This is a genomic window from Bradyrhizobium sp. CSA207, from assembly GCF_029051685.1.
Taxonomy (GTDB): domain Bacteria; phylum Pseudomonadota; class Alphaproteobacteria; order Rhizobiales; family Xanthobacteraceae; genus Bradyrhizobium.
This window is the reverse complement of the sequence record NZ_JAACFT010000014.1, coordinates 184,725-207,799: the sequence shown is the minus strand read 5'-3', so window position 1 is coordinate 207,799 and position 23,075 is coordinate 184,725. Positions and strand designations below refer to the sequence as shown.

Sequence of the window (23,075 nt, the reverse complement as noted above, 5' to 3'; positions counted from 1 at the left end):
GCCTTTGCGGCCGACGCCTGCGTGCCGAAAACTCGCCCGTATTGATCTGCTGACCGAATCGCGCCGCATGTCTGCGTCTGCGCACTTGGCTTCCATTAGCACTTTGGCGATGGTCCGCTCTGCGCCACAAGCCGCCATTCCATAAACGCTCAAACCGCTGATAGTCGCGGCATATTGGCGGGACGCTTGGTCAAACCGACGAGTTCCGGGTTTCGCGATCGAGCACCATACTTTTGCGCTCCAATCCCATCGACAGCCACCAAGGCCGCCGTCATCCACGGCGCGATGGCAAGGGACGCCAAGGCTACCCTACTGGCCAAACACGCTTACAACACGGCATTAGCCGCGTTCGGAGCGCCGGTGCGGCTGGCGATCTCACTGTATGTCGCGGATTGCCCGAGCGGGATGGCTCGCAATGCTTGGCCAGACGCTTAGTTGAAATGGTGTTCCCTCAAGATCGAGAGGTAGGCTCACGCTAATCTCGCGTCTCGCTGGCCTCCTGGACGGTCAGAGCCCCAATCTCCTCAAGGTCGTCGCCGCTGTAAGCCGGATTCTTTTCGGGAAATTCCCGTCGCAGATCCCGCTCCAATGCCTGGCGCGTGTCGCCCATTAAAATCGCGCAGATCCCGCGCGGGGAAACGGCAGTTAACCTCTCATTCGCGTGATCACTCACGTACGCGAAGAAACAAAACGGGCGCGCTCGCCTTCCCACAACTTCTGATCTGTTGCCCGGGCGTTGCGCTTCTCATGCTGCTTGCAGCGGAAAGGTGCGCCGCGTCGCCCTTTTGCATTTTCTCCATGACGTGCTCCTCGCTCTTCTTCCCGATCTCTTCAAACGAGTCCGCAGCGAACTTCGCATCACACGGACCACCCAAATCTCGACAGCGGTCGACGTCCTCAGGTGCGAGCTGTATCCGCAACGCTACGCTTAGAGCGTCAAAGCCGAATACGTGCAGATCTTCGTGGAAATCGCCCAGCCGTGGCGACAGGACAATCGTCTCAATGCCGGTAGCTCCTGCGCGTTGGGCGAGAGTCGCCTGCACCGTGTCTCCAGCGGCATCGGCATCGCGAGCGATATAGAGGCGGCGCAAACCCGGCGACAGCGCCATGGCAGCGAGGTGGTTGGGCTATGCCGCGGAGTTGACATCACCACCTCACCTTTCTGCTATTGCAGCGCGCCTTTTGGGGGAGGGAATGCGAGGTTATGTCCAATGTTCAGGCGCCAACCATTTATCGGTGCTCGATGGGACGCTAGGCCAAACGGCGGTGCTCCGCTCTCGATATGGAGCACCGCCGCCGAACAGCATTAGCTGCGAACGAACGCCAGGAGATCTGGGTTGATAGTGTCAGCATAGGTGGTGAGCATGCCATGCGGAAATCCAGGGTAGAGCTTCAGAGTGGCGTTCTTGAGGAGTCTGACCTGCAGCTCAGCGGCGCCCTTATACGGAACAATCTGATCGTCGTCCCCCTGCACGCATAGGGTCGGAACGTCAATGCTCTTAAGGTCCTCGGTGAGGTCCGTTTCAGAGAAGGCCTTGATGCCGTCATAGTGGGCCTTGGCGCCCCCCATCATGCCCTGACGCCACCAATTATCGACGACACCATCGAGCGGCGGCGAGCCAGGCCGGTTGAACCCGTAGAAGGGCTTGGACGCGACCTCGCGATAAAACTGCGCACGGTTGGCGGCCAGGCTTTTCCGAAAGCCGTCGAACACCTCAATCGGCAAGCCCTCCGGATTGTTCGGAGACTTTACCATGATCGGCGGCACTGCGGCGACAAGTACCAGCTTCGCGACCCGGCCCTTGCCGTGACGTGCGACATAACGGGTCGCTTCTCCGCCGCCGGTCGAGTGGCCGATATGGATGGTCTTCTGAAGGCCCAGATGCTCGACGACCGCGGCCGCGTCGGCAGCGTAGTGGTCCATGTCATGGCCTTCGGAAACCTGGCTGGAACGGCCGTGACCCCGCCGATCAATCCCGACGACCCGGTAGCCTTGATGCACGAAGAAGAGCATCTGGGTGTCCCAGTCGTCCGAACTCAGCGGCCAACCATGATGGAAAACAATCGGCTGGCCCGTGCCCCAATCCTTGTAGAAGATCTCGACTCCGTCGTGTGTCTTTACAAAGCCACTGGTCATACTGATGTCTCCTTGAGTGGACAATGCCGGGGCTGCAGCCCCGGCGGGTGGAACGGAAGAAACGATTGCAACTGCTGTGGTGCCAATCGCTCGACCCGCAGCATCCCCGTCCTCTCCCTATTCCGTTCACGTCGGCCGTAGCCTGCGCGCCGGTCAGACGAAAGCATCACGGTATTTCGCGATGAAAGCAGGGACCGAAAGCGCTGGCGTGCCGGTAATCTTTTCGACCACGTCGTTGGTGCCAGCGAAGATGCCTTCGCGGTAGTTCTGGGCGACTTCAACCAGGTGCTGCACCAGAAAAGGTGGAAACCTGTACAGATCCTCCATTTTCTGCCTGAACTCTTCGATTGACGTTGGCGCGTATGTGATTTTCGCGCCGAGGACCTCGCTCATTGCAGCGGCGATCTCGGTATGGTTCATCTCGACGGGGCCATGAAGGGTATAGATCTTCCCCTCGTGACCTGCCGGATTGGCCAGAATGTGGGCGATCACCCTTCCCTGATCGTCCGTGCTGATCGGGGCGTGGCGTCCGTTCCCAAAGGGGAATTCGATCTTCTTCTTCGCCCAAATCTCCTTCGCGAAATGAGGGTAGGCGAGCCAGTCGGCGAAGAAGGTGGGACGGAGATGCGTAGTCGCCACGCCTGACCAGTCGAAGACTCGCTCGGAGATCCAGTGATCCTGCGCGGCATGGCTCGTCGACTCGCGCCGCGCTGAAATCTGCGACATGTTGACGATTGCCGACACGCCCGCTTCCTTCGCCGCCTGCGCGAAATAGGCGGCTGCGCTGATGATCCCCGGTGCGATGGGGTGAAGAAAATAGGCCGATTTGATGCCTTCCATCGCGGCGCGAATATCATCGATGTCGGTAAAATCCCCGACGGCGATGTCGACACCGCGCCGGCGCAGGGCCGCCGCCCGCTCGTCGTCGGAGCGCAGGTAGGCCCTGACCCGCTTTCCCATGGCCACCAGCTCATCGATGGCAGCGCCCCCCGTTCGACCGGTCGCACCGCTCACAAGGATGTCCGCTTCACTCATCGTTTTGATCCTTGGGTCATTGGGAAGCGCCTCACGCCTAACTCGGCCACGCCGATTGACGGACGACAGTACAGAAATTGCCTCGGTGGAGGCTCTTCATCGCTGCAATCCCGATAAGAGATGCCCAGCTCATCCATTTCGACACCGGCGGTTACGAGCGCAACGACCGGATGCATGTGCTGCGGGATCCCTGGAGTCGTATGGAGCGCGATCGCGGTCCATACGAGGTCGATGTCAGACTGAGAAATCCCGCGGGCCGAAAGGAAGCACTGTCGCGACAAAACGTCCGCTCACTCATCGAACGGCGCCCAGTCAAGAACGACCGGCGCATCCACAATGGTGAGCGGCGACCTGTTGTGCGCAATGCGAGAGCAGATGTGGAACCAGTGCGGATAGGGTTGCTTGCAGTCGAGCTCATGATTGAGCATTTCGTTGAAAGCCCGCTTGAAATTGAGTCTGGGATATCGCCGAACCACCTCGGCGACGTCATCGGGGTCGAGTCGCGCGTCCTGCACACCGGAGACGTCGTAGGCGAGGCCACGCTGCATCAAACGACTTGTGTCGCCCCTGAATTGATTCATATCCCAGGTGTGCAGCGCGATGTTATCCCAAACCTTCTGGGCTCGATCCTCCGTCACGCCCTGCTCCCGGAGGAATGTCCGCGCCGCGCTCGCGCCTTCGATCTCGAACCGATGCGGGCCGGGTGCATGGGTGGTGAGACCGAGATCATGCAGGACGGTTGAAAGAAACATCAGCTCGCTATCGACCTTCTTGCCTTCCTGCTGCGCGAACAGCTCGCCGAACCAGTAGCAGCGCATCACATGGTTGAAGAGTGTGTCATCGGAAACGGAGCGCACGAGCTCCTCGGCCTGGCGTGCGATGCTGCTATCCGGAACCTTGATATCTGCGATCATGAGATGTCCTGTAAGTCGACCACCACACTCTTTACAACTTCCAAACGTCTGCAGCCAAACCGGCGTCCATGATCGCAAGCGACTGCTTGCGACCCGGCCGCGTTCGCTTGCGCGCCGCATTCTATGCGGGAACGTCCCGGACAACCTCGGTTAACTTGCCCGAATTCATCTCGAAAAAGAAACCGTAGAGCTTGATGTGCTTCGGGACTGCCGGACTGGCGCGGAGCAGCTCGACATCGTGCTTGATCGATTTCTCGAAGTCCGTGATAGCAAGACTATCATGCTCAAACATCTTCGAGATGTCGGCGTGATGATGATCGTGGAAATCAGCAACGAGAGCCTCCGGCGAGAAGGCCGTCGCGCCGCAGAATGAGTGATGCACAACAACGACCTTCTGAACCTGGAAGAGATAGTCCATCGTGGCCACTGATTGCAGGGCCGAAAGGGCTCGGCCGCCCGCGTTGGACACGACGAACAGCGTTCGCGTGTTTCCGATCCGGTTGCCATGTTCATCGAGGATGTTCTCTCCAGGGTAGACCTCATCCCCAAAATGATCGGCGACCGCCTGTGGAATCTCTGATGCCCGAGGGTCAAAGCAGTGAATGACGATCGTCTTCATCGGGATGAAATGGCTGAAACCCTGGAAATTGGACCGGTCGAACCACGACGCTTCGAACCACGGCTGTGTCCTGAATTCAAACTCGCTGTATTTCACCATTTTTCTTTCTCCATTGTTTCGCGCTTGATTGCGTGAAGGTGATGTCGCGAAGTGTGCGATCCTTGTCAGAGACGATGGCGGCGACGTTCCGCTCCTTCGATTTGAGCGGTCAGACTGCGGCTCCCTGGATCGCTATGTCGGTCGAGCGCGCCAATGCTTCCTGATTTTCCAGGGCCGCCAGCCGCTCCGTCAGGGCCGCATGGACGAGCGCGTAGGCGTCACTGCCGAGCGTCAAGCGCCTTGGCGCCGGGGCCTGATCGGCCGAGGCGATGATCGCCGCAGCGACCTTGCGCGGATCACCGGGAAACATGGCGAGGCCAGCCGACTCTGCCCTGCGGCGAAACTCGCCGGCAGGCGTCTGTTCATAGACCAGAAGGATTTGGCCCATATCAGCGCTGGAGGAAGCAAAATTCGTGCGCGAAGCGCCTGGCTCAACCAGCGTGACCTCGATGCCGAACGGAGCGATCTCCGGGATCGTGCCCTCGAAGAAGCCTTCGACACCCCACTTGGTGGCGGCATAGACGCCCATCGTCGGATAGGCCGCCTGCCCGACAGACGACGAAATCTGAATGATCCGCCCACCGCCCTGTCGCCGAAGGTGGGGGATTGCCGCGCGGGCGAGCCGGATCGACCCAAGCAGATTGGTGTCGATCTGGCGCTCGATCTGCGCGTCGCTGACCTCTTCCGCCGCGCCGAACAGCGCGTAGCCGGCATTGCTGACCACGACGTCGATTCGCTCCAAATCGGCGAAGGCTCGGCTGACAATTTGGCGCACGCCCTCGCCGTTCGTGACGTCGAGGACCGCGACCCAAAGACGCTCGCGATACTTGCTCGCGAGGTCCTGGAGAGCCTCGGGCTTGCGGACTGTGGCGGCTACCGTGTCGCCACGATGAAGCAGCAGCTCGGTCAGCTCCCGTCCGAAGCCGCTGCTCGCACCCGTAATAAACCATGTCTTCGGCATGATATGCGCTTTCGTTGATCCCGGAAGCCTCCAGTTGGAGACGCCTAGGCCCGCACGCTCTTTCCCATCTTGAGCAATTCGTTGATAGCAGCGCCCCCCGTGCGTCCGGTCGCCCCGCTGATCAGAATGTTTGCTTGGCTCATGGTCTGCTCCCCTTTGAGGGCATGTGCTCGCATCTCTTTCGTGAGAGCGTTGCCGCGGTTGCAAGCAGGATCACCTCGGCGACCTTTTGAGGACAGGAGAGCATCGCGACGTGGCCGGCAGGAACGCGGATGGTCTCTGCGCCGATGTGACTCGACATTCTTTCCTGCAGCGCGGGCCAGATAGTGCGATCATTTTCGGCCAGTACGTACCAGCAGGACCTGCCCCTCCAGGCGGTGCTGCTGACCGGTGCGCCGAGCGCGTGGATGGATATCGGTCCCTGAGTAGCGATCATGACTTCTTTCTGTCCGATGATCAGGTCCTGGGCGAAGTCCTCGAGGATTCCCTTGCGGGTGAGCTTGAAGAAGCCTGAGCCATCTCGCTCCAGCTCCGATGCCGCTGGCGATGGCGGAAGCAATTCGGCCAAGGACAAGGCGGATTGATCCGCATCGGGTGCAAACGCCGCCACGTAGACGAGCCCCGCGATCTTCGGATCATCGCCAGCCTGGGTGATGACCACGCCACCATACGAATGTCCCACCAGCAGCAGCGGTCCTTCCTCAAGAGCCATGGCCCGCTGAACGGTCGCGACATCCTCAGCTAACGAGGACAAGGGGAGTTGGACTGCTGTTGTCTCGACCGCTGCGCCATTGAGTTGAGCGATTACCGACGACCAGCAGGAGCCGTCGGTCCAAGCGCCATGGACCAGGATAACCGTTCTCGGCTTTGTGTTCCCCATCGCCAGCTCCATCCTTGTCGGCGACAATCGATCCGTGCAAACTGTAGATTGGACGGCACCGACGAGCATGTTGCGTGTTGTGAAGAATTGTTGCGGTGTAGCAAGCGGCCGATGATGACACTTGCGGGAGAGCGGTCGGCCGAAAGAGCCATCTCGGAACGCGTTGTGCTCTGTTTCGGAGGCGTGCGCCTGGATCGCCTCAAGCGACAGATTTTTGAAGGCGAAACGCCGATCCCTCTCGGCCCCCGCGCCTTCGAAATCCTGCTCGCGCTGATAGAGGCTCGCGGCGACCTCGTGAGCCGAGAGGACTTGGTTGCGCGCGTCTGGGGACGAGTCCACGTCGACGACGGCACAGTTCGAGCGCACGTCTCCAAGCTCCGCAACGCGCTCGGGCGAACCCAAGGCGGCGCGTCCCTTATCCAGACGGAGTCCGGTCGGGGCTACCGGCTTGCGGCTCCTATAACGGTTGAAGACAAGCCGAGTGCGCCGGTGCGGGAGCCCCGCACGCAGGAAGGCATTCCGCAATCCCTCTCGTCGCTGATCGGACGAGAGGCCGCCATCAACCATCTGGCCGCATTGATCCGACAGAACCGGCTGGTGACGGTGGCAGGTGCCGGAGGCATTGGAAAAACGAGGTTGGCCCAAGCCGTGTCGACCCGACTGAAACGCGAGTTTCCGGACGGCGCGGTCTTCGTCGACCTTGCGTCGGTGGCCGAGCCCGAGTGGGTCCCGACAGCGGTCGCGACCGCGCTGGGAAAGGTGGTGCTTTCAGGAAATCCAACGGAGATGCTGGTCGCGGGGCTGAAGGACAGGAGCGTCCTGATACTGCTGGACAATTGCGAGCACCTCGTCGAGGCGGCCGCCCTTTTTTGCGAAGCGATGGCGCGAGGTGCACCACGGGTCCGCATCATCGCGACCAGCCGCGAGATACTCCGGGTGGAAGGAGAATGGATCTACCGCGTCGATCCGCTCGATATTCCCCCCGCCGATCTGGCTTCGGCGCAGCAGGCCTTGAGCTATTCGGCCGTCCAATTGTTTGCTGAACGTGCAGCGGCTGCTGGGAGCTTCGCTCTCGGCGATCACGAAGCACCTTATGTCTGCGCCCTCTGCCGTGCCCTGGACGGCCTGCCGCTCGCGATCGAGATGGCGGCGGTGCAGGCAGGTGCTTTGGGCGTCAGAAGCCTGGCCGAACAGCTCGGCCGGCTGCAGCTCGAAGACCTGGGCTCGCGAAGGACAGCCATCACTCGCCATCAGACGCTCGCTGAGATGCTCCAGTGGGGTCACGATCTGCTCTCGTCCTCTGAGCGCGCGCTGTTTCGGCGATTGTCAGTCTTCGCCGGCTCGTTCACTGCCGAGGACGCCGCGGTCGCCGCGGATGAAAGCCACCCTGCCGGGGCGGTGATCCGCGACCTCGCTGCTTTGGCCGCAAAATCTCTTCTTTCGACCGAATCCGACGGAGATACACGGCGCTTCCGGATGCTGGTCACAACGAGACATTTTGCGCTGGATCGTCTTCGCCAGGAAGGCGAGGAAGCGACCGTTCGTCAGCGGCACGCATTGCTTATGCTCGAGCGGCTACGCCGAGGGGCGCCGGTGCAGATCGACGACGTACGCGCGGCTCTCGACTGGAGCTTCGCGCATGAACAGGCATACACGATCGGACTGCCGCTCACACTCGCGTCCGTTCCCCTCTGGTGGTCGTGGCAGCTCGTCGAGGAGTGCCGCGCGCGCGTGAACCACGCGCTCGAGTCCGCAGATCTTGCGGGCGATCCCGGAACCGAGATGCAGCTCCTTGTCGAACTGTTTGCATCGCTGCTCCAGATCGACTCCCATGGACGGCATATGATCGCGATCGCCGAGCGCGCGCTTGCAATCGCGGAAAAGCTCGACGATCTGCCGCACCAATTGAGGGCCAGATGGAGCCTGATGGTCAACGCCTGGAACGCTGGTCGATTCAAGGTCTCGGCAGCACATGCCGAGGCATTCAGAGAGCTGGGGCTCCGCAATGGCGACGCTGCCGCGATACTCGTAGGAGACCGGCTGATCGCCAACATCCGCCACGCGATGGGTGACCAGATCGAATCCGCACGTCTCCTGCAGAGCGTGCTGGAGCGCTTGGATCGGTCGGACACTCCGATGGATGCGAGACTGGTCTACGATCAAAGGAGCCTGGCACTGAGCACGCTCGCGCAGGTCCAGTTCCTGCGCGGCGAAATCGGAGAGGCCATCAGCACGGCGCAAGAGGCCGTTCGTGAAGCCGAATCTCGAACGGACCCGGTGTCGGAATTCTACGCTCTCCAGCAGGCTGCATGTCCGACCGCGATCTTCGCCGGCCACCTGGACTTGGCCGAGAAATACCTGACTCGGCTGGAAACCCACGGCCAGCGTCATAGGCCGTACGCCAACTGGGTGCCGTCCCTTCGCGGAATGATCCTGATCCGTCAGGGCGACGTGGAATCGGGCGCAAGGGAACTGGCTGCCGGAATTGCGCGGCTGGACGACCGGGGAATTTCCGCCAATCACAACCGCTTCAAAGCCGAACTCGCCACCGCTCTGATCGAAATGGGAAGACTCGAGCCGGCTGGCCGCCTGCTCGACGAACTCGAACGACAATCCGAAACCAACGGCGAAGGGCTTTGCGACCCCGAGATCCTGCGCCTGCGCGCAGAAATCGTGCGCCTCTCCGGCGGAGAACAGGCGCAGGCGGAGGCCCTCCTCAAGCAGGCTTTGCGGGTGGCCCTCCGTCAAGGGGCAGCGATCTGGGAGCTAAGATCAGCAACGAGCTTGGCGGCGTTATGGGCTGCATCAGGCCTGAGACTTCGGGCGGGGAATCTTCTCGGTCCTATCTGTGCCAAGTTCAGGGAGAGCAACGAGACACCCGAGGTTCGAGCGGCGCGTCAACTGTTCTCAACACTTGCGTAAGACCCTGCCGATCATACCAGCCCGAACGTTCCGCGTCGCAGATGCTCAAAGCCAGGACGTCACCATGAACCTCGCAAGGAATCGCCCGCTCCCAAACACAGGAAGGTCGGGCATCAGGCTTCAGAACCACCGCACCAGTTTTGCACCAGAAATGGCGCCAACGAAACGCGACAAAAGCGATCGGACACGAACAAAAGAGAAGAAAAATCAACTAAGCTGGCAGTTATCCCGTCGCTCATAACGGTCTGGTTGCACGTTCGAGTCCTACCGCTCACGGGCCATCGCGATTTCAATGAGGCGCGCCTATTTCGGGATCATCAGCGTTTACGGACTGCCTGATGTTCGCGAGGTGGACTGATTTGCGCTTTTTCCAGTCACCTAGGTTCGGCGGGCGATATTGCGGCACGTCGCGCCCGACGATCGAATACCTGTCGATCGTCTCCTTGACGTTTCTACGCGTGCCGTCCTCGCGCTCCTCGGGATCAGCACCAGGCTTGAATCTGATTTGCGTCTAAAAGGGAAAGGTGCTGCAGCGGCACCTGCCTAAGCGCCCCCCGATCACAATTGAGTCATTACATCGCAGCCAACCCTGCCGGCTTTACGCTGCGACTTTCCTCCTGCCGCTTCCACGACGCTTCCACGAACGAAATTTCGGGCTCTAATTCGGGCTGCAAAAAGCCCTCGAAAACGATGTGTTTTCAAGCGCGCAGATACGCGTCTGCCGCTTCCCAGGTCTCCGGCTCATTCGGCAAATATCCGAATGTCGGCTTTGCGCCAGAAGCCGCCCTCGGCAAGCTTGAAATCCAACTTTCGCCTTACCCCGGGAAAGCAGACCCAACTTGGAAAATACGGAATGTCCGAAAAGTACCCAACGACGAAAGTCAGCGGTCCTGTTCGATGACCTCGCTCGCTAGTTGCAGTTCAAGCCATCTAGCGCGCCGTCTGAAAGTCGTTCAGAGATGATTGGGATCGCGGCGTCGCACTCAACCCCGCTCTCCGACTGCAAGGTGGACACCTTCGACCCGTAGCGCATAATCCTCGGGCCGCATCCAGGGCGGCCGTTGCTGCCAACGCTGAAGCTGCTCCGCCGATTGCGGGGGAACACGTTCCAGTGCTTCGCGCGCCTCGTCCAATTGCCCGAGATAAGCGAGCGACGCAGCGACGTATTCGTAAGGGGGAGCGTAGCTCGGACGCAGGCGAACAACTTGGCGCAATGTCTGCAGCGCAGCAACGAAATCGCGTGAAAAAAACTGCAAGACCGCGCGCCAGATCGACCAAAGCCAAATCAGGGGATCGTGTGGGCTGGCACGCATTGCCTGCTGCAACCTCTCGAGTGCTTCCTCTCGATAGCCGCCGAACCCGAGTACACAACCAAGCATGCTGATGACAAAGGCACCGTTTGGATTGAGGGCAACCGCAGTGCGCGCTTCGGCGATCGCCGCCTCCCATTCGCCGCCCCACATCATCATATGTGCCAGCACGGCATGCGCCGTCGCATCCTTATCGTCGAGCGATACCGCGATTTGCGCTTGTTCACGCGCAGTTCCTTGAACCTCCGAGAAGGGGCGCGTCGAGAAGTGCCAGATCTCCCATTGGAGAGCCAGCGCGTTTCCGTAATGGCCGGGAGCGAAATTCGGATCGAGCGCGATGGCTTGGCGAAAAAAGGTCTGTGCGGTCTGGTTTTCCTCCGGTCCGTATTTGTTGAAGTGCCAAAGTCCTCGCTGGTAGGCTTCCCAAGCATCGAGCCGCTCCGGCGGCTTGCGCAACACTCGCTGCTGCTCGGCCTCCGCCAGCGCCGGCTCGATGACTCCGGCAACACTCGCCGTGATCTCGTCCTGCACGGCAAAGATATCGCTGAGGTCGCGGTCGTATCGCTCGGCCCAAATATGGGCGCCGGAGGTCGCATCGATCATTTGCGTGGTGACGCGCACACGATTCCCGCCCTTGCGCACCGATCCTTCGAGCACATAGCGCACACCCAGTTCGCGCGCCACCTGCTTCACAGCAACTGCCTGGCCCTTGTATGTGAAGGTCGAGTTGCGAGCGATCACAAACAGCCAGCGAATCCGGCTCAATTCGGTGATAATATCCTCAACCATGCCATCGGCGAAGTATTCCTGCTCGGGATCACCACTCATATTCTGAAATGGCAGTACCGCGATCGAGGGCTTGTCCGGCAGGGCGAGCGCCGGCCTTTCCCTTGGCGCGCTCCGGCCAATCGGTACGCGATAGACGCGGACCGGACGCGCGATGTTCTTGAGCTGCTGCACACCCATATCCTCGAAGTGGATGGTGAACTTGTCGCGCACTTGCTGATAGGACGAGTCCGAGATGCAGATGCCGCCCGGCTCCGCTATACTTTCTAACCGCGCCGCGATATTCACTCCGTCGCCATGAATGTCCTCGGCATCGATCATGATATCGCCAAGGTTGATCCCGACGCGAAACTCGATCCGTTGCTCATCTGTAACATCCGCGTTGCGCTCGGCCATGCCGCGCTGAACGTCCATCGCACAGCGCACGGCGTCCACCACGCTCGAAAACTCGATGAGGATGCCGTCTCCGGTGGTCTTGACGACGCGCCCACGGTGCTCCGCAATCTCCGGGTCCATCAATTCGCGACGGCAGGCCTTCAGGCGCGCGAGAGTGCCTTCCTCGTCAGCTCCCATGAGTCGGCTATAGCCAGCCACATCGGCGGCCAGGACGGCGGCGAGCTTGCGTTCGATCCGCTCGGGAGGCACAGGGGAGCCCTCTCTTGACCTGCAGCGAAAGCCTAGCCCAAAGGTACCCACCAATTCAACGTCAGGCTTTCGCGCTCTCCTTCGGAAATTCGAACACAAGGCACGTCGTCGTCGCATGCGCAAGCAACCGATCCCCTGCATCGGTGATGCGCGCCTCGGCGGTAGCGACGCGGCGGCCGGCGTTGAGCACGCGGCCCTCGGTGCGGATCATGCCGCTCGTCTCGCTCATGCCGCGCACGAATGAGATCTTGAATTCCAACGTGGTGTAGCCAGTGCCCGCGGGCAGCGTGCTCTGCACCGCGAGCCCCATCGCGGAATCCAAGAGAATCGCGGCATAGCCGCCATGCACCGAGCCGATCGGATTGTAATGGCGCCGACCCGGCACGCTGTGAATCACGACGGCGCCGGGTTCGACCGTGCAGTCGAACGGCTCGACCGTCTGCATGATCGGTGGCTCTGGCAATCGTCTCGCGAAGATCGCGCGGACAAAATCGAGCCCCGACATCGATGCCATCACGGCGATGGGTACGATGCCGTATTCGACCGCCTGCTTGCCGGATTTATCGTCCATGATCTATCAATACACCGCGTCGTCATGCCGGACCTGATCCGGGCATTCATGATTGTTCAGAGAGGATAGCCGGGTCAAACGCGGCATCTGGCAGCCGTTCAACAATTTCCGCTACCAAGCTCGCGACCTTAAGCCCGGAAGCCAATCCCGTCACCTGACAAAACCATCGAATGGTGTCATATAAATCGGATGGAGATCCGCGTTCGCCTTCTTGAACTCGTCCGAGGGCTTGCCATAGATTACCCAACGAGTGAGCTTGGCCACGGCGAAGAACTCCGTCGCTAATGGCCCGAAGCTTTCCGTTTGGTGAAACAGGGCCGCCTTCGAATCCGCGTAGCGTTCGAAGATGTCAATCGTCTTCCGGTCGTCCCCGATGTTGAACTCAAATTGCAGCGCACCTGGCTCCTTCTCTGTCACGGCCACAAGCTTTGGTATCAGCGGCGTGAACTTGTCCATCTGATCGACGGTAACGGTGAACACCCAGTACACCTGTTCGCTGCGCATCCCTGCCTCCATGGTACGGCGCCTTAAAGCTAACACGACGACAATCGGCGCAACTGCCAACCACTAGAACTGCGCAACCAATTTTCGCATGGGCTAATGTGACGTTTAAACGGGCTACCGTCTTGAAGGCTGCTATCGCGTCTAGAACGTTCTTGCCGTCTTTGTTTCTAGAACGCGCCCGTGTGCCTTCAAAAGCAAACGCCTCCAAGCCCCGGCACCCTCGAAGACTTCGATTTGAGACCGTTCGCGGAATGATCTAGGTGGTCCGCTCGAGACACGATGTTGTCGTTTGCACTCTGCCCCAACAAACAGGCGGATGATGCTCCATCTAGCCGGGGATTCCGCGTTCGCGTCGCCAGCTGGCTGGACTTTGACCAAAAGCCCTTCTGAAGAGCCTGCATAGATGTGCTTGATCCGAAAGACCTACGCTCAAGGCTATTTCACTGAGCGTTGCCGCACTGGTCATCATCAGGTGGCAGGCTCTCTCCAGGCGTCTTCTCACCACGTAGGCATGTGGCGACTCGCCGAAAGCTATTTTGAATTTTCGACAGAAGTGCGCTGGGCTCCGACGCGCTACCGCACTGAGATTCCGAATGTGAAGCGTGCGATCTAAGTTGCTGTCAATGTAAGTTTGCACGCGAGCGATCTGCCAAGCCACTAGACCACCTCTTGGGCAGCCGTTTGCGACAGAACAATGCTCGATCTCCGTGTGCAAGATGCGCGATGCCGTAATCAGTGACGCCTTGGCCAAGTCTCGGTCATGCTCTAGCTCTCGCCTTGCAGTTTCAAGCAGCTCGACCAGGCTGTTTGCCACCAAATGGAACTGTTGATCAGCAGCAAAGGAAAATTCTGGTGCTGTAGTTTGAAGTTCCGGCTCTAGACAACGAAATTGTGTCACGCGTTCGGAGGATGCACTGGATCCTGATACGCGCATTATAACCTCCCAATTCGATCGGCCGCGCCGGAACCAAAGGCATCTGCGCTGAGCAGCTTGGCGGAATTTGACGGCCGTACTCCGCCCTCAATCGCGGTGGCGCTGACGGGTTCAGAAAAAGGCAAGGATCCGCCGCCGTTCATGGAAAATTTGGCGATAAAGCTAGATTCAAGGCCGCTTGAATGAGGGCCAAAGGATATGTCGGAGGCGCCTCCGCCTAGCGGAACGGCCACGCCTGCCTTTTTGAGGGAGCGCTCAGCGACGTTCAGTTCGAAGGCCTCGAACAGAATCTTGACCGCCATGGGTGAACGAAGTTGATCGGGTGGCATCGTTGGCCCCGCAATAGGAACGTCTTCCTGCCCTTTTTGAGGTGAAACTTCCGACGAGCGACTGTATCGCTCTATAGTTTCCGCTCATGGCTTGAACATTTTGATCACCGTCAGTCTGCCCCGACCAGTTAATCTCCGTAAATCTACGTAGCGTTCCATTGCTGGGAGGGCACCGTGTGCTGCTGCCGCGGGTTCGCGCACTCCCAACTGCTCTGGCCTCTGTCAAGTAAAATCGGGTAAAAGGTGATAATCGAGAACGAGGCCTCCTTCGATGAACGGACGCGCAATCTCGTTCGGCCCGTTCCTGCTCCTTGCGGAACAGCGGCTTCTGCTTGAGGGTGACAGGCCGGTGCGGCTCGGCAGCCGCGCATTCGACATTCTCGTCTTTCTGAGCGAGCACGCCGGCGAGGTGGTCGGCAAGGACGAATTGATCGCGCGCGTCTGGCCGCAAACCTTCGTCGAAGAGGCCAACCTGAAGATCCAGGTCAGTGCCTTGCGCCGAGCGCTCGGCGACGGCCAGGGCGGCAATCGTTACATCGTCACCGTTGTCGGTCGGGGCTACAATTTCGTCGCGCCGATACGCATCGAGGAGCCATCGCGGGCCTCGCCGTCCCCGACGATTGCGCCGGCGGCGCCGCACAATCTGCCGTTTGCGACAACCCGGATGATCGACCGCGAGGAGAGCGCGGCAGTACTTGTCTCACAACTCTCGCGGCAGCGCCTCGTCACGATTGTTGGGCCCGGCGGCATCGGCAAGACTACGGTCGCCCTCGCCGTCGCCGAGCGGATGATCGGCGCTTATCAGCAAGGCGTCCGGCTGGTCGATCTGGCGCCACTCCGCGACGCCCGCCTGGTACCGAGCGCGATAGCCACCGTGCTCGGCCTGGAAATGCGCACCGAGGATCCATTTCCCAATCTCGTCGCAGCCCTGAGAGACGGCCGCATGCTGCTGCTGCTCGACAGCTGTGAGCACGTCATTGACGCGGCGGCTGACCTGGCGGCGGCGTTACTCGGCGGTGTGGCAGGCCTCACTATTCTGGCGACCAGCAGAGAACCGCTCGGGGTAACCGGTGAGCGGGTACACCGATTGGGACCGCTCCGCAGCCCCGAGCCGTCGTCTGAGCTGACAGCCACGGACGCCGCAGCGTTTCCCGCCCTGCAGCTCTTCGTCGAACGAGTCACCGCGATCGTCGAGGACTTCGCGCTGACCGACGCCAACGCCCCGCTGGTCGCTAGGATCTGCCGGAAGCTCGACGGCCTGCCACTGGCGATCGAGTTCGCCGCACCCCGCGTCGAGGTGCTCGGCGTTGAAGGCCTTGCCGTCCGCCTGGACGACAGCATGCGGCTGTTGGAGGCGCGGCGCCCCGCGGCCACGCCGCGGCACCAGACCATGCGAGCCGTCGTCGACTGGAGCTACTGCCTGCTCAGCGCGGACGAGCGACGATTTTTTCGCGCTCTCGGCGTGTTCCGGGGCGCCTTCACGGTGGACGCGGCGGCGGCCGTTGCGATGGACGCAGGCGTCCGTGCGATAGACCGGTTGGCCGATCTGGCGGCTAAATCGCTGGTCGTCGCCGATGTCGATGGCATCAAACCGCGGTTCCGATTGCTCGAGACGACCCGCGCTTACGCGCTGGAAATGCTTGGTGCGGGCGGCGAGCGCCAACCGATCGCGCGTCGCCACGCCGCATACTACCGTCAGCTTTTCGAGCAGGCAGAAGCTGAAGCGCCGGCGCGAGCAACCGCCGACTGGCTGGCCGACTACGCCCAGGACATCGACAACCTGCGCGCGGCGCTCGACTGGGCGTTCTCAGCTGGCGGCGAGGCATCGACCGGTGTGGCACTGACGGCTGCTGCACTCTCGCTCTGGATTCGCCTGTCGCTGCTCGAAGAGTGCCGAAGGCGAGCCCAGCAGGCGCTCGGAGCCGCATCGACTGAGAACCCGCGGGATGCCATGCGATTGCTCGCCGCGCTGGGCGCCTCGACCCCTGAGGCTTCGGAGATGGTCACAGCGTTTACCAGGCTACGTGACATAGCCGAGCGCCTAGATGATGTCGATTACCAGCTGCGCGCCCTCTGGGGACTGTACTTCTACTACACCGGCATGGGCCGTTTTCGCAGAGCGCAACCCTTCGCGTTGGAATTCCACTCACTTTCCCTGCGTGGTTCGGATCAGAACGACCAGATGTTCGGCAAGAGTATGGTCGCCGTCGCCGAGCACTATGTCGGCGATCAGGTGAGTGCGCGGAGCCAACTGGAGCAGCTGCTGACGCAGGGTGCCCTCAGCGATCGCGGATTGGATGTCGTCCGTTTTCGGGACGTCGTCCGATTCGGCATGGATCTTCGTCTCCTGGTCAGAGTATTCCTGGCGCGCGTGCTCTGGCTGCAGGGATTTGCCGACCAAGCCGTGCGGATGGCGGAGCAGAGCCTCCGGGAAGCTGACGCGACCGGCCACGCCATCTTACAATGCTTTGTCCTTGCCATCGCCTCGTGTCCGATCGCCTTCTGGACGGGCGACTGGGTCGCCGCGGCCAAGTACATTGCCAGGCTGGTTGAGTTGTCGCGACAACACGCCTTGCCCCATTGGGCCGCTTTCGGTGCGCGGTTTGAACGCGTTCTCGTCATCAAGGCCGGCCTCGACGTCGGATCGCGGAAGCGGACGAACGTGCAGGAGGAAATGGCCGCGCCCAACTTCAGCTTTCGCTCCTTGAGCGGACTCACGCTGCTGGCGGAAGCCCTCGGCCAGGCCGGGCGGATCACCGAAGGGCTGGCGGCGCTCGAGGCTGGCGTCGAGCAGTTCGAAGACGGCTGCTTTTCGCCGGAGCTCATCCGCCTCAAGGGCGAATTGACCATGCAACAGGACATACCCAGCGCCGCAGGATCAGCGGAGGCGCTCTTGCGGCGAGCGCTTGATGGCGCGCGCGAGCAAGGAGCCCTGTCCTGGGAATTGCGAGCGGCGACGAGCCTCGCCCGCTCGTTGCGGTCTCAGGGCCGCCCTGCAAATGCCATCGCCTGCCTCCGGCCGATCTATGATCGCTTCACGGAGGGCTTTGGTACTGCCGATCTCATCGCGGCGAAACAGCTATTGCATGACCTGGGCGATCGCAGGGACGTCCTCCGATGAACGGACGCGCAATATCGTTTGGGCGGTTCTTGCTCCTTGCCGAGCAGCGGCTTCTGCTTGAGGGCGACAGGCCGGTGCGGCTCGGTGGCCGCGCCTTCGACATTCTGGCCTTTCTGATCGAGCGCGCTGGTGCGGTGGTCGGCAAGGAAGAACTGATCGAGCGCGTCTGGCCGCAAACCTTCGTCGAAGAGGCCAACCTGAAGATCCAGGTCAGTGCCTTGCGCCGAGCGCTCGGCGACGGTCAAGGCGGCCATCGTTACATCGCCACCGTTGTCGGTCGGGGCTACAATTTCGTCGCGCCGATACGCATCGAGGAGCCATCGCGGACCCGGACGGCTGCGACGCTCTCGACCGCGAAGCACAATCTGCCGCTCGCGGTGACGCGGATCATCGGCCGCGAGCAAACCGTCGAGACACTTGTCTCGCGACTGTCGCGGCAGCGGCTGGTGACGGTGATCGGGCCCGGAGGTATCGGCAAGACCACGGTTGCCCTCGCTGTCGCCGAACGAATGGTCGGCGAATACGAACACGGCGTCTGGCTGGTCGATCTCGCATCTCTCGTAGATGCTCACCTTGTGCCAAGCGCGGCCGGGACTGTGCTCGGCCTTCAAATCCAGGGCGAAGATCCGATTCGTGGCCTGGTCGCCGCCCTCAGAGACAGCTGCATGCTCCTATTGCTCGACAATTGCGAGCATGTCGTCGACGAGGTGACGGGCCTGGCGCGGGCGCTTCTCGGCGGAGCAAAGGACGTCGCCATTCTGGCGACCAGCAGGGAGCCGCTGCGGGTTGCGGGTGAAAGCGAGTATCGGCTGGGCCCGCTCGGAAGCCCACAGGCCTCGTCCAAACTGACCGCAGCGGAAGCCGCAACCTTCCCGGGCGTGCAACTTTTCGTCGAGCGTGTGTCCGCGATCGTCGAAGACTTTGTGCTGACCGACGAGAACGCCCCGTTGGTGGTCGAAGTTTGCCGTGGGCTCGACGGCTTGCCGCTCGCGATCGAGTTCGCCGCACCTGGCGTCGAGGTGCTTGGCCTCGAGGGCTTGGCCGCCCGGCTGGACGAGAGCTTGCCGCTTTTGGGATCGCGCCATCGAGGGCGAGTCGGGCGGCACCGCACGATGCGGGCAGTCATGGATTGGAGCTACGATTTATTGAACCCGGAAGAGCAACTTTTCTTCAGGGCGCTCGGCATATTTTCTGGCAGCTTCACGGTCGAGGCTGCCGCAGCCGTGGCCATGGACTCGGCTACAGCAGGTATCGAGGCAATCGACCGCTTGGCCGATCTGGTGGCGAAGTCGTTGGTCGTCGCGGATCTCAGCGGTACCAGACCGCGATTTCGGCTGCTCGAAACAATCCGTGCCTATGCGATCGAGATCCTCGGCGAGAGCGATGAGCGCCAACATGTTGCTCGCCGTCACGCGGAATACTACCGCAATCTTTTCGAACACGCCGAAATTGAATCGATGGCACGACTTGCGGACGATCGGCTGGCCGATTACGCCCAAGAGATTGACAATCTGCGTGCGGCGCTCGAGTGGGCATTTCTACCCGGCGGCGACGCCTCGATCGGGGGGGCGCTGACCGTCGCAGCGATTCCGCTCTGGTTGCAATTATCAATGATGGAGGAATGTCGTAGCCGCGTCGAACAGGCGCTCACTTTAGTACGTGAGGCGCCAATTGATGCCCGCGGCGAGATGAAGCTGCAGGCCGCGCTGGGCGCGTCGCTGCTGTTTACCAAAGGTGCAGTTCTCGCGGCCGGGCAGGCCTGTACTGCGGCTCTCCGCCTCGCCGAATCGCTCGGCGACACCGAATACCAGATGAACGCGTTGTGGGAGACCTGGATTCATCGCACGAACACGGGCGAGCACGCCGCCGCTCTCGCCGTAGCCCAAAAATTTCACAACCTCGCACTGGAGCATGCCGACCCGGCGGTCCTGCCGATCGCGGATCGAATGATCGGGATGTCGTATCATTACCTGGGTGATCAAACGAATGCTTGGCCACATATCGAGCGGATGCTGAGCGCCGATGTCGATCCGCAACGGCGCTCCCCGATCATCCGGTTCTGGTTCGATCAAAAGATCGCAGGCCGCATCGTGTTGGCGCGGATTCTCTGGCTCCGGGGGTTCGCCGACCAGGCGTGGTTCACCGTGTTGAGCGCCATCCGCGACGCGGAGGCGCTCAACGACCCGGCTACTCTGTGTTACGCCTTGTCGCACGGCGGCTGCCTGGTCGCGCTGTGGCTGGGAAATCTGGCCGCGGCAGAACGTTACGCGGAAATGCTACTAGATATTTCGAGAAAGCACGGCTTTGCGCCCTGGAATGAATTCGCCTCTCGTTTGAAAGGAGTTGTGCTCGTCAAGTCCGGCGATCTCGACGGCGGGTCGCCATTGCTGCGCGCTGACCTCGACGAGATCACCGATTCCAACTCTGGCCTCTGGTTCCTGACTTGCCTTAGTCAGATGGCAGAAGCACTGGGCCGTGCGGGGCGGTTTGTCGATGCACTGGAAATGGTTGAGAGAGGCATCGAGCGCCTCCAAAGAGGCTGGCTCGCACCCGAGCTACTGCGTATCAAAGGCGAGCTTCTTTTGTTACAGAGCACTGCCGGAAACACAGAAGCGATGGAGAATGTCTTCCGGCAGGCGCTCGATGAGGCTCGTCGGCAAGAGGCGTTGTCTTGGGAGTTGCGCGCGGCGACGAGCCTTGCCCGCTCGCTGAGCCATCAAGGCCGTACGGCCGACGCCTTCGCCTGCCTCCGGCCGATCTACGATCGGTTCACGGAGGGCTTTGGTACCGCCGATCTTATCGCGGCGAAACAACTATTGGATGATCTGAGAAATCGTACGAGGCCGCCTCCTTGAAGCGGCGTCCGGGATGTTTGCCGCTAACGGCGCGGAAAGACCCGCAGGCGTAGGCCTCGCTCGCAATGCGTTCAGCAACGATGCAAACCCTGGACTTGCCATATCCACCGGTTTGGTTGGTATCGCTGAGAGTTACCGGCCGCTAGTTCTCACTCCGTGCAGCGAATAGCGTCCATTTTTCTCCATCGAACTCAACGATCTGCAAGTTGCGAATGAGGTTATAGTCTTCTGGGGAGTTTTCGTAGGATGATTCGGGAAGGCCTAATACCAGGGAGATACCCTTCAAGTTCGTTGCCTGCTTCATAACGTTCTCGCGCGTGAGATCGTCTCCGCAGCGTTTCAGGATCGTTTCCACCAATTCGCCAACCATGTAGCCTGTCGAGTACGCCATCTCGTCCGGGTTCACCCCAGGGAGATACGTCTTAACGAACTTCAGGTAGTCCTTGACGTCCTTGTCATTCAACCATCTAGAATCGCTAGGATCCTTCTGCCACAAAGCGCTAATCAGACCCTTCGCATTTTGCACGCCAGCGGGCTTAATCACTTGGCCAATTGACCCGGAGATCGATGGAACGATCATTCTCACGTTCCATCCCATTTCTCGCGCGCGTCGTATCGATTGAGAAGCAAACTTGGTGACCGCCGCATTGAAGAAGAGGTCCGCGCGGGACGATGAAAGCTGGGCAACCTGCGAATCGATAGTAGGTGACAAATCTTCGTAGGTGACCACCCTTACAATCATCGTGTCCGCCTTGTCGCCAAGTCCAGAACGGAGTCCGGCGAGGTATTCACGCCCAAGTTCGTCGTTCGGGTGCAGCACAGCGATCTTCGCATTTGGCCAATACTTCAGAATGAGCTTTCCGAAGATCTGACCTTCGGTGTAGAAGGGAATAAAGAGACCTGTCGACCAGGGTGAGTGCTTCGGATCGTTGAATTTGCGACTGCCCGAGATTTGAAGTACCTGCGGCACGCCTGCCTTATTCAGATAGGCTTGAACAGCAACGCCGGTCGGCGAACCGGCCGAACCGACAATCGCCAAAACACCCTCCTCCTCGACCAGCTTGCGTGTCTGCTCGACGGCTTTCGGCGGACTATAAGCATCATCAAGCGATATGAGCTTGATCTTGCGACCGTTCACTCCTCCTTTTTCGCGATTCACCTTTTCGAAGTAGGCGAGCGCTCCCTGCCCCAGTGCACCGGCTGCCGAAACAGGACCACTATACGGCACCGTTTGCCCGAGCTTGATCTCGTGATCGGTTACACCCGGTCCGTATTTTTTTTCAGTCGATTGGGCCGAGGCGCTGCCGCAGATCACCACAATCGCCAGCGCAAAAACGGCCAACCTGCTCATGCCGCACCTCCCTCAATTACTGCCGTTAGCTTGGGACAGCTACATCGCGAGATCGCTTATCGTGGAAGCGCCATTGTCGTATCGTCGGCAGCATAGCTCGCCAGCACACAGCTGCATAGCCACCAAGAGCACGGTTCGTGCGCGAACGATGGGCGGCAATGAGTGGTCTTATATTAGACATCGGCACCAAAATGGGACCGACGCGTGGCACCTTGCGGCGGCAAATCGAAGTTCGGCGCTGCCGGTAACTTGTCGGCAATGGCAATTCCGATGACGCCGCGTATGCGGGGGAGCGATTTTGTCCAAATTGCACGAATTATAGCAAAGACCGGATCTCACGGTTGGGCCTACAGACGTTAATCACAGACCGCGCTCGCATCCGCACAAGGACGAGACGCATTGGGCTCGAAATAGCGCATCCGGCCAGGAGACCACAAATGTCCAAGCTCGAAATGCTGACCCCGCAAAACAGCGCCATCGCCCTGATCGACTTTCAGCCTGCAATGTATCAGGGCGTGCAGTCGCACGACCGGATTGTCGTCTTCAACAACATCCAGATCCTCGCAAAGGCGGCGAAGCTCTTCAAGATACCGACGGTGCTGAGCACCGTTGCCAAGGATTCCTTTTCCGGTCCCTTCATGCCCGAGGTGACGGATCTGTTCCCGAACCACGACATCATCGACCGCACCTCCATGAACTCGTGGCTTGATGCCGGTTTCCGCAAGGCGGTCGCAGCGACCGGACGCAAGAAGTTCGTCATCGCCGGGCTTTGGACCGAAGCCTGCGTGATGTTTCCAACGATCGACATGCTGAGGGAAGGCTACGAAATCTATATCGCTGCCGACGCCTGCGGCGATCTTTCGCTCGAAGCACACAACCGCTCGATGGATCGCGCAGTGCAGGCCGGTGCGATCCCGATCACGTCTTGTCAATATGTGTTCGAACTCCAGCAGGACTGGGCGCGCGCGGAAACCTACGAAGGCGTCATGAACATCCTGCGCGCGCATTCGCCCTACGGCATCCAGGTCCGATTCTCGAAATGGGCGCTGGGCGAACACGCCTCGGAAGGCGGAGCGAACGCTGCCGAATAACGATCGTTGTC

The 23,075-nt window shown here is 60.5% G+C and carries 15 protein-coding genes and 2 pseudogenes; 4 read left to right on the top strand and 13 right to left on the bottom strand.

Annotation, left to right across the window (positions count from 1 at the left end; translation table 11 throughout):
• Positions 1-884 precede the first annotated feature (884 nt).
• The 8 genes and pseudogenes from GWG65_RS18080 to GWG65_RS18045 all read right to left on the bottom strand — a co-directional run.
• A pseudogene (locus GWG65_RS18080) lies at positions 885-1,124 on the bottom strand (toprim domain-containing protein); the annotation flags it as partial.
• A gap of 182 nt (positions 1,125-1,306) precedes the next feature.
• Positions 1,307-2,203 (bottom strand): alpha/beta hydrolase, encoded by an 897-nt coding sequence (locus GWG65_RS18075; RefSeq protein ID WP_275196904.1) that lies wholly within the window; start codon positions 2,201-2,203, stop codon positions 1,307-1,309.
• 87 nt (positions 2,204-2,290) lie between these two features.
• Positions 2,291-3,172, bottom strand: coding sequence for an NmrA family NAD(P)-binding protein (locus GWG65_RS18070; RefSeq protein ID WP_275196899.1), 882 nt, complete (start codon positions 3,170-3,172; stop codon positions 2,291-2,293).
• Positions 3,173-3,264: 92 nt separating this feature from the next.
• Positions 3,265-3,450, bottom strand: a pseudogene (locus GWG65_RS18065) (phosphohydrolase); the annotation flags it as partial.
• Between the two features lie 12 nt (positions 3,451-3,462).
• Positions 3,463-4,086, bottom strand: a complete 624-nt coding sequence (locus GWG65_RS18060) for a metal-dependent phosphohydrolase (protein WP_275196898.1) — start codon at positions 4,084-4,086, stop codon at positions 3,463-3,465.
• Positions 4,087-4,207: 121 nt separating this feature from the next.
• The gene (locus tag GWG65_RS18055) at positions 4,208-4,804 is read right to left on the bottom strand and encodes a carbonic anhydrase (RefSeq protein WP_275196897.1); all 597 of its coding nucleotides are present in this window, start codon (positions 4,802-4,804) and stop codon (positions 4,208-4,210) included.
• 109 nt (positions 4,805-4,913) lie between these two features.
• Positions 4,914-5,765 (bottom strand): SDR family oxidoreductase, encoded by an 852-nt coding sequence (locus GWG65_RS18050; RefSeq protein WP_275196896.1) that lies wholly within the window; start codon positions 5,763-5,765, stop codon positions 4,914-4,916.
• 139 nt (positions 5,766-5,904) lie between these two features.
• The gene (locus GWG65_RS18045; RefSeq protein WP_275196895.1) at positions 5,905-6,645 is read right to left on the bottom strand and encodes an alpha/beta hydrolase; all 741 of its coding nucleotides are present in this window, start codon (positions 6,643-6,645) and stop codon (positions 5,905-5,907) included.
• Positions 6,646-6,756: 111 nt separating this feature from the next.
• On the opposite strand from GWG65_RS18045, the gene GWG65_RS18040 reads away from it, so the two are divergent.
• The gene (locus GWG65_RS18040) at positions 6,757-9,567 is read left to right on the top strand and encodes a winged helix-turn-helix domain-containing protein (protein ID WP_275196894.1); all 2,811 of its coding nucleotides are present in this window, start codon (positions 6,757-6,759) and stop codon (positions 9,565-9,567) included.
• 983 nt (positions 9,568-10,550) lie between these two features.
• Here GWG65_RS18040 and GWG65_RS18035 read toward each other — a convergent pair.
• The 4 genes from GWG65_RS18035 to GWG65_RS18020 all read right to left on the bottom strand — a co-directional run bounded on the left by GWG65_RS18035 (position 10,551) and on the right by GWG65_RS18020 (position 14,619).
• Positions 10,551-12,308 (bottom strand): adenylate/guanylate cyclase domain-containing protein, encoded by a 1,758-nt coding sequence (locus tag GWG65_RS18035; protein WP_275196893.1) that lies wholly within the window; start codon positions 12,306-12,308, stop codon positions 10,551-10,553.
• A 61-nt stretch (positions 12,309-12,369) separates the two neighbouring features.
• Entirely contained in the window at positions 12,370-12,879 is a 510-nt protein-coding gene (locus GWG65_RS18030) for a PaaI family thioesterase (RefSeq protein WP_275196892.1), read from the bottom strand.
• 150 nt (positions 12,880-13,029) lie between these two features.
• Entirely contained in the window at positions 13,030-13,383 is a 354-nt protein-coding gene (locus tag GWG65_RS18025) for a hypothetical protein (protein WP_275196891.1), read from the bottom strand.
• Positions 13,384-14,316: 933 nt separating this feature from the next.
• Entirely contained in the window at positions 14,317-14,619 is a 303-nt protein-coding gene (locus GWG65_RS18020) for a hypothetical protein (RefSeq protein ID WP_275196890.1), read from the bottom strand.
• 298 nt (positions 14,620-14,917) lie between these two features.
• Here GWG65_RS18020 and GWG65_RS18015 point away from each other — a divergent pair, with 298 nt between their 5' ends.
• Positions 14,918-17,767, top strand: a complete 2,850-nt coding sequence (locus GWG65_RS18015) for a winged helix-turn-helix domain-containing protein (RefSeq protein WP_275196889.1) — start codon at positions 14,918-14,920, stop codon at positions 17,765-17,767.
• Positions 17,764-20,622, top strand: coding sequence for a winged helix-turn-helix domain-containing protein (locus GWG65_RS18010; RefSeq protein ID WP_275196888.1), 2,859 nt, complete (start codon positions 17,764-17,766; stop codon positions 20,620-20,622). The genes GWG65_RS18015 and GWG65_RS18010 overlap by 4 nt, the downstream gene beginning before the upstream one ends.
• A gap of 142 nt (positions 20,623-20,764) precedes the next feature.
• Here GWG65_RS18010 and GWG65_RS18005 read toward each other — a convergent pair whose 3' ends face one another.
• On the bottom strand, positions 20,765-21,973 hold the full coding sequence (locus tag GWG65_RS18005) for an ABC transporter substrate-binding protein (protein WP_275196887.1): 1,209 nt from the start codon (positions 21,971-21,973) through the stop codon (positions 20,765-20,767).
• Between the two features lie 437 nt (positions 21,974-22,410).
• Between GWG65_RS18005 and GWG65_RS18000 the strand changes: the two genes are divergently transcribed.
• Positions 22,411-23,064 carry a hydrolase gene (locus GWG65_RS18000; RefSeq protein WP_275196886.1) on the top strand — a complete coding sequence of 218 codons (654 nt, stop codon included), beginning with the start codon at positions 22,411-22,413 and terminating at the stop codon, positions 23,062-23,064.
• Positions 23,065-23,075 lie beyond the last annotated feature (11 nt).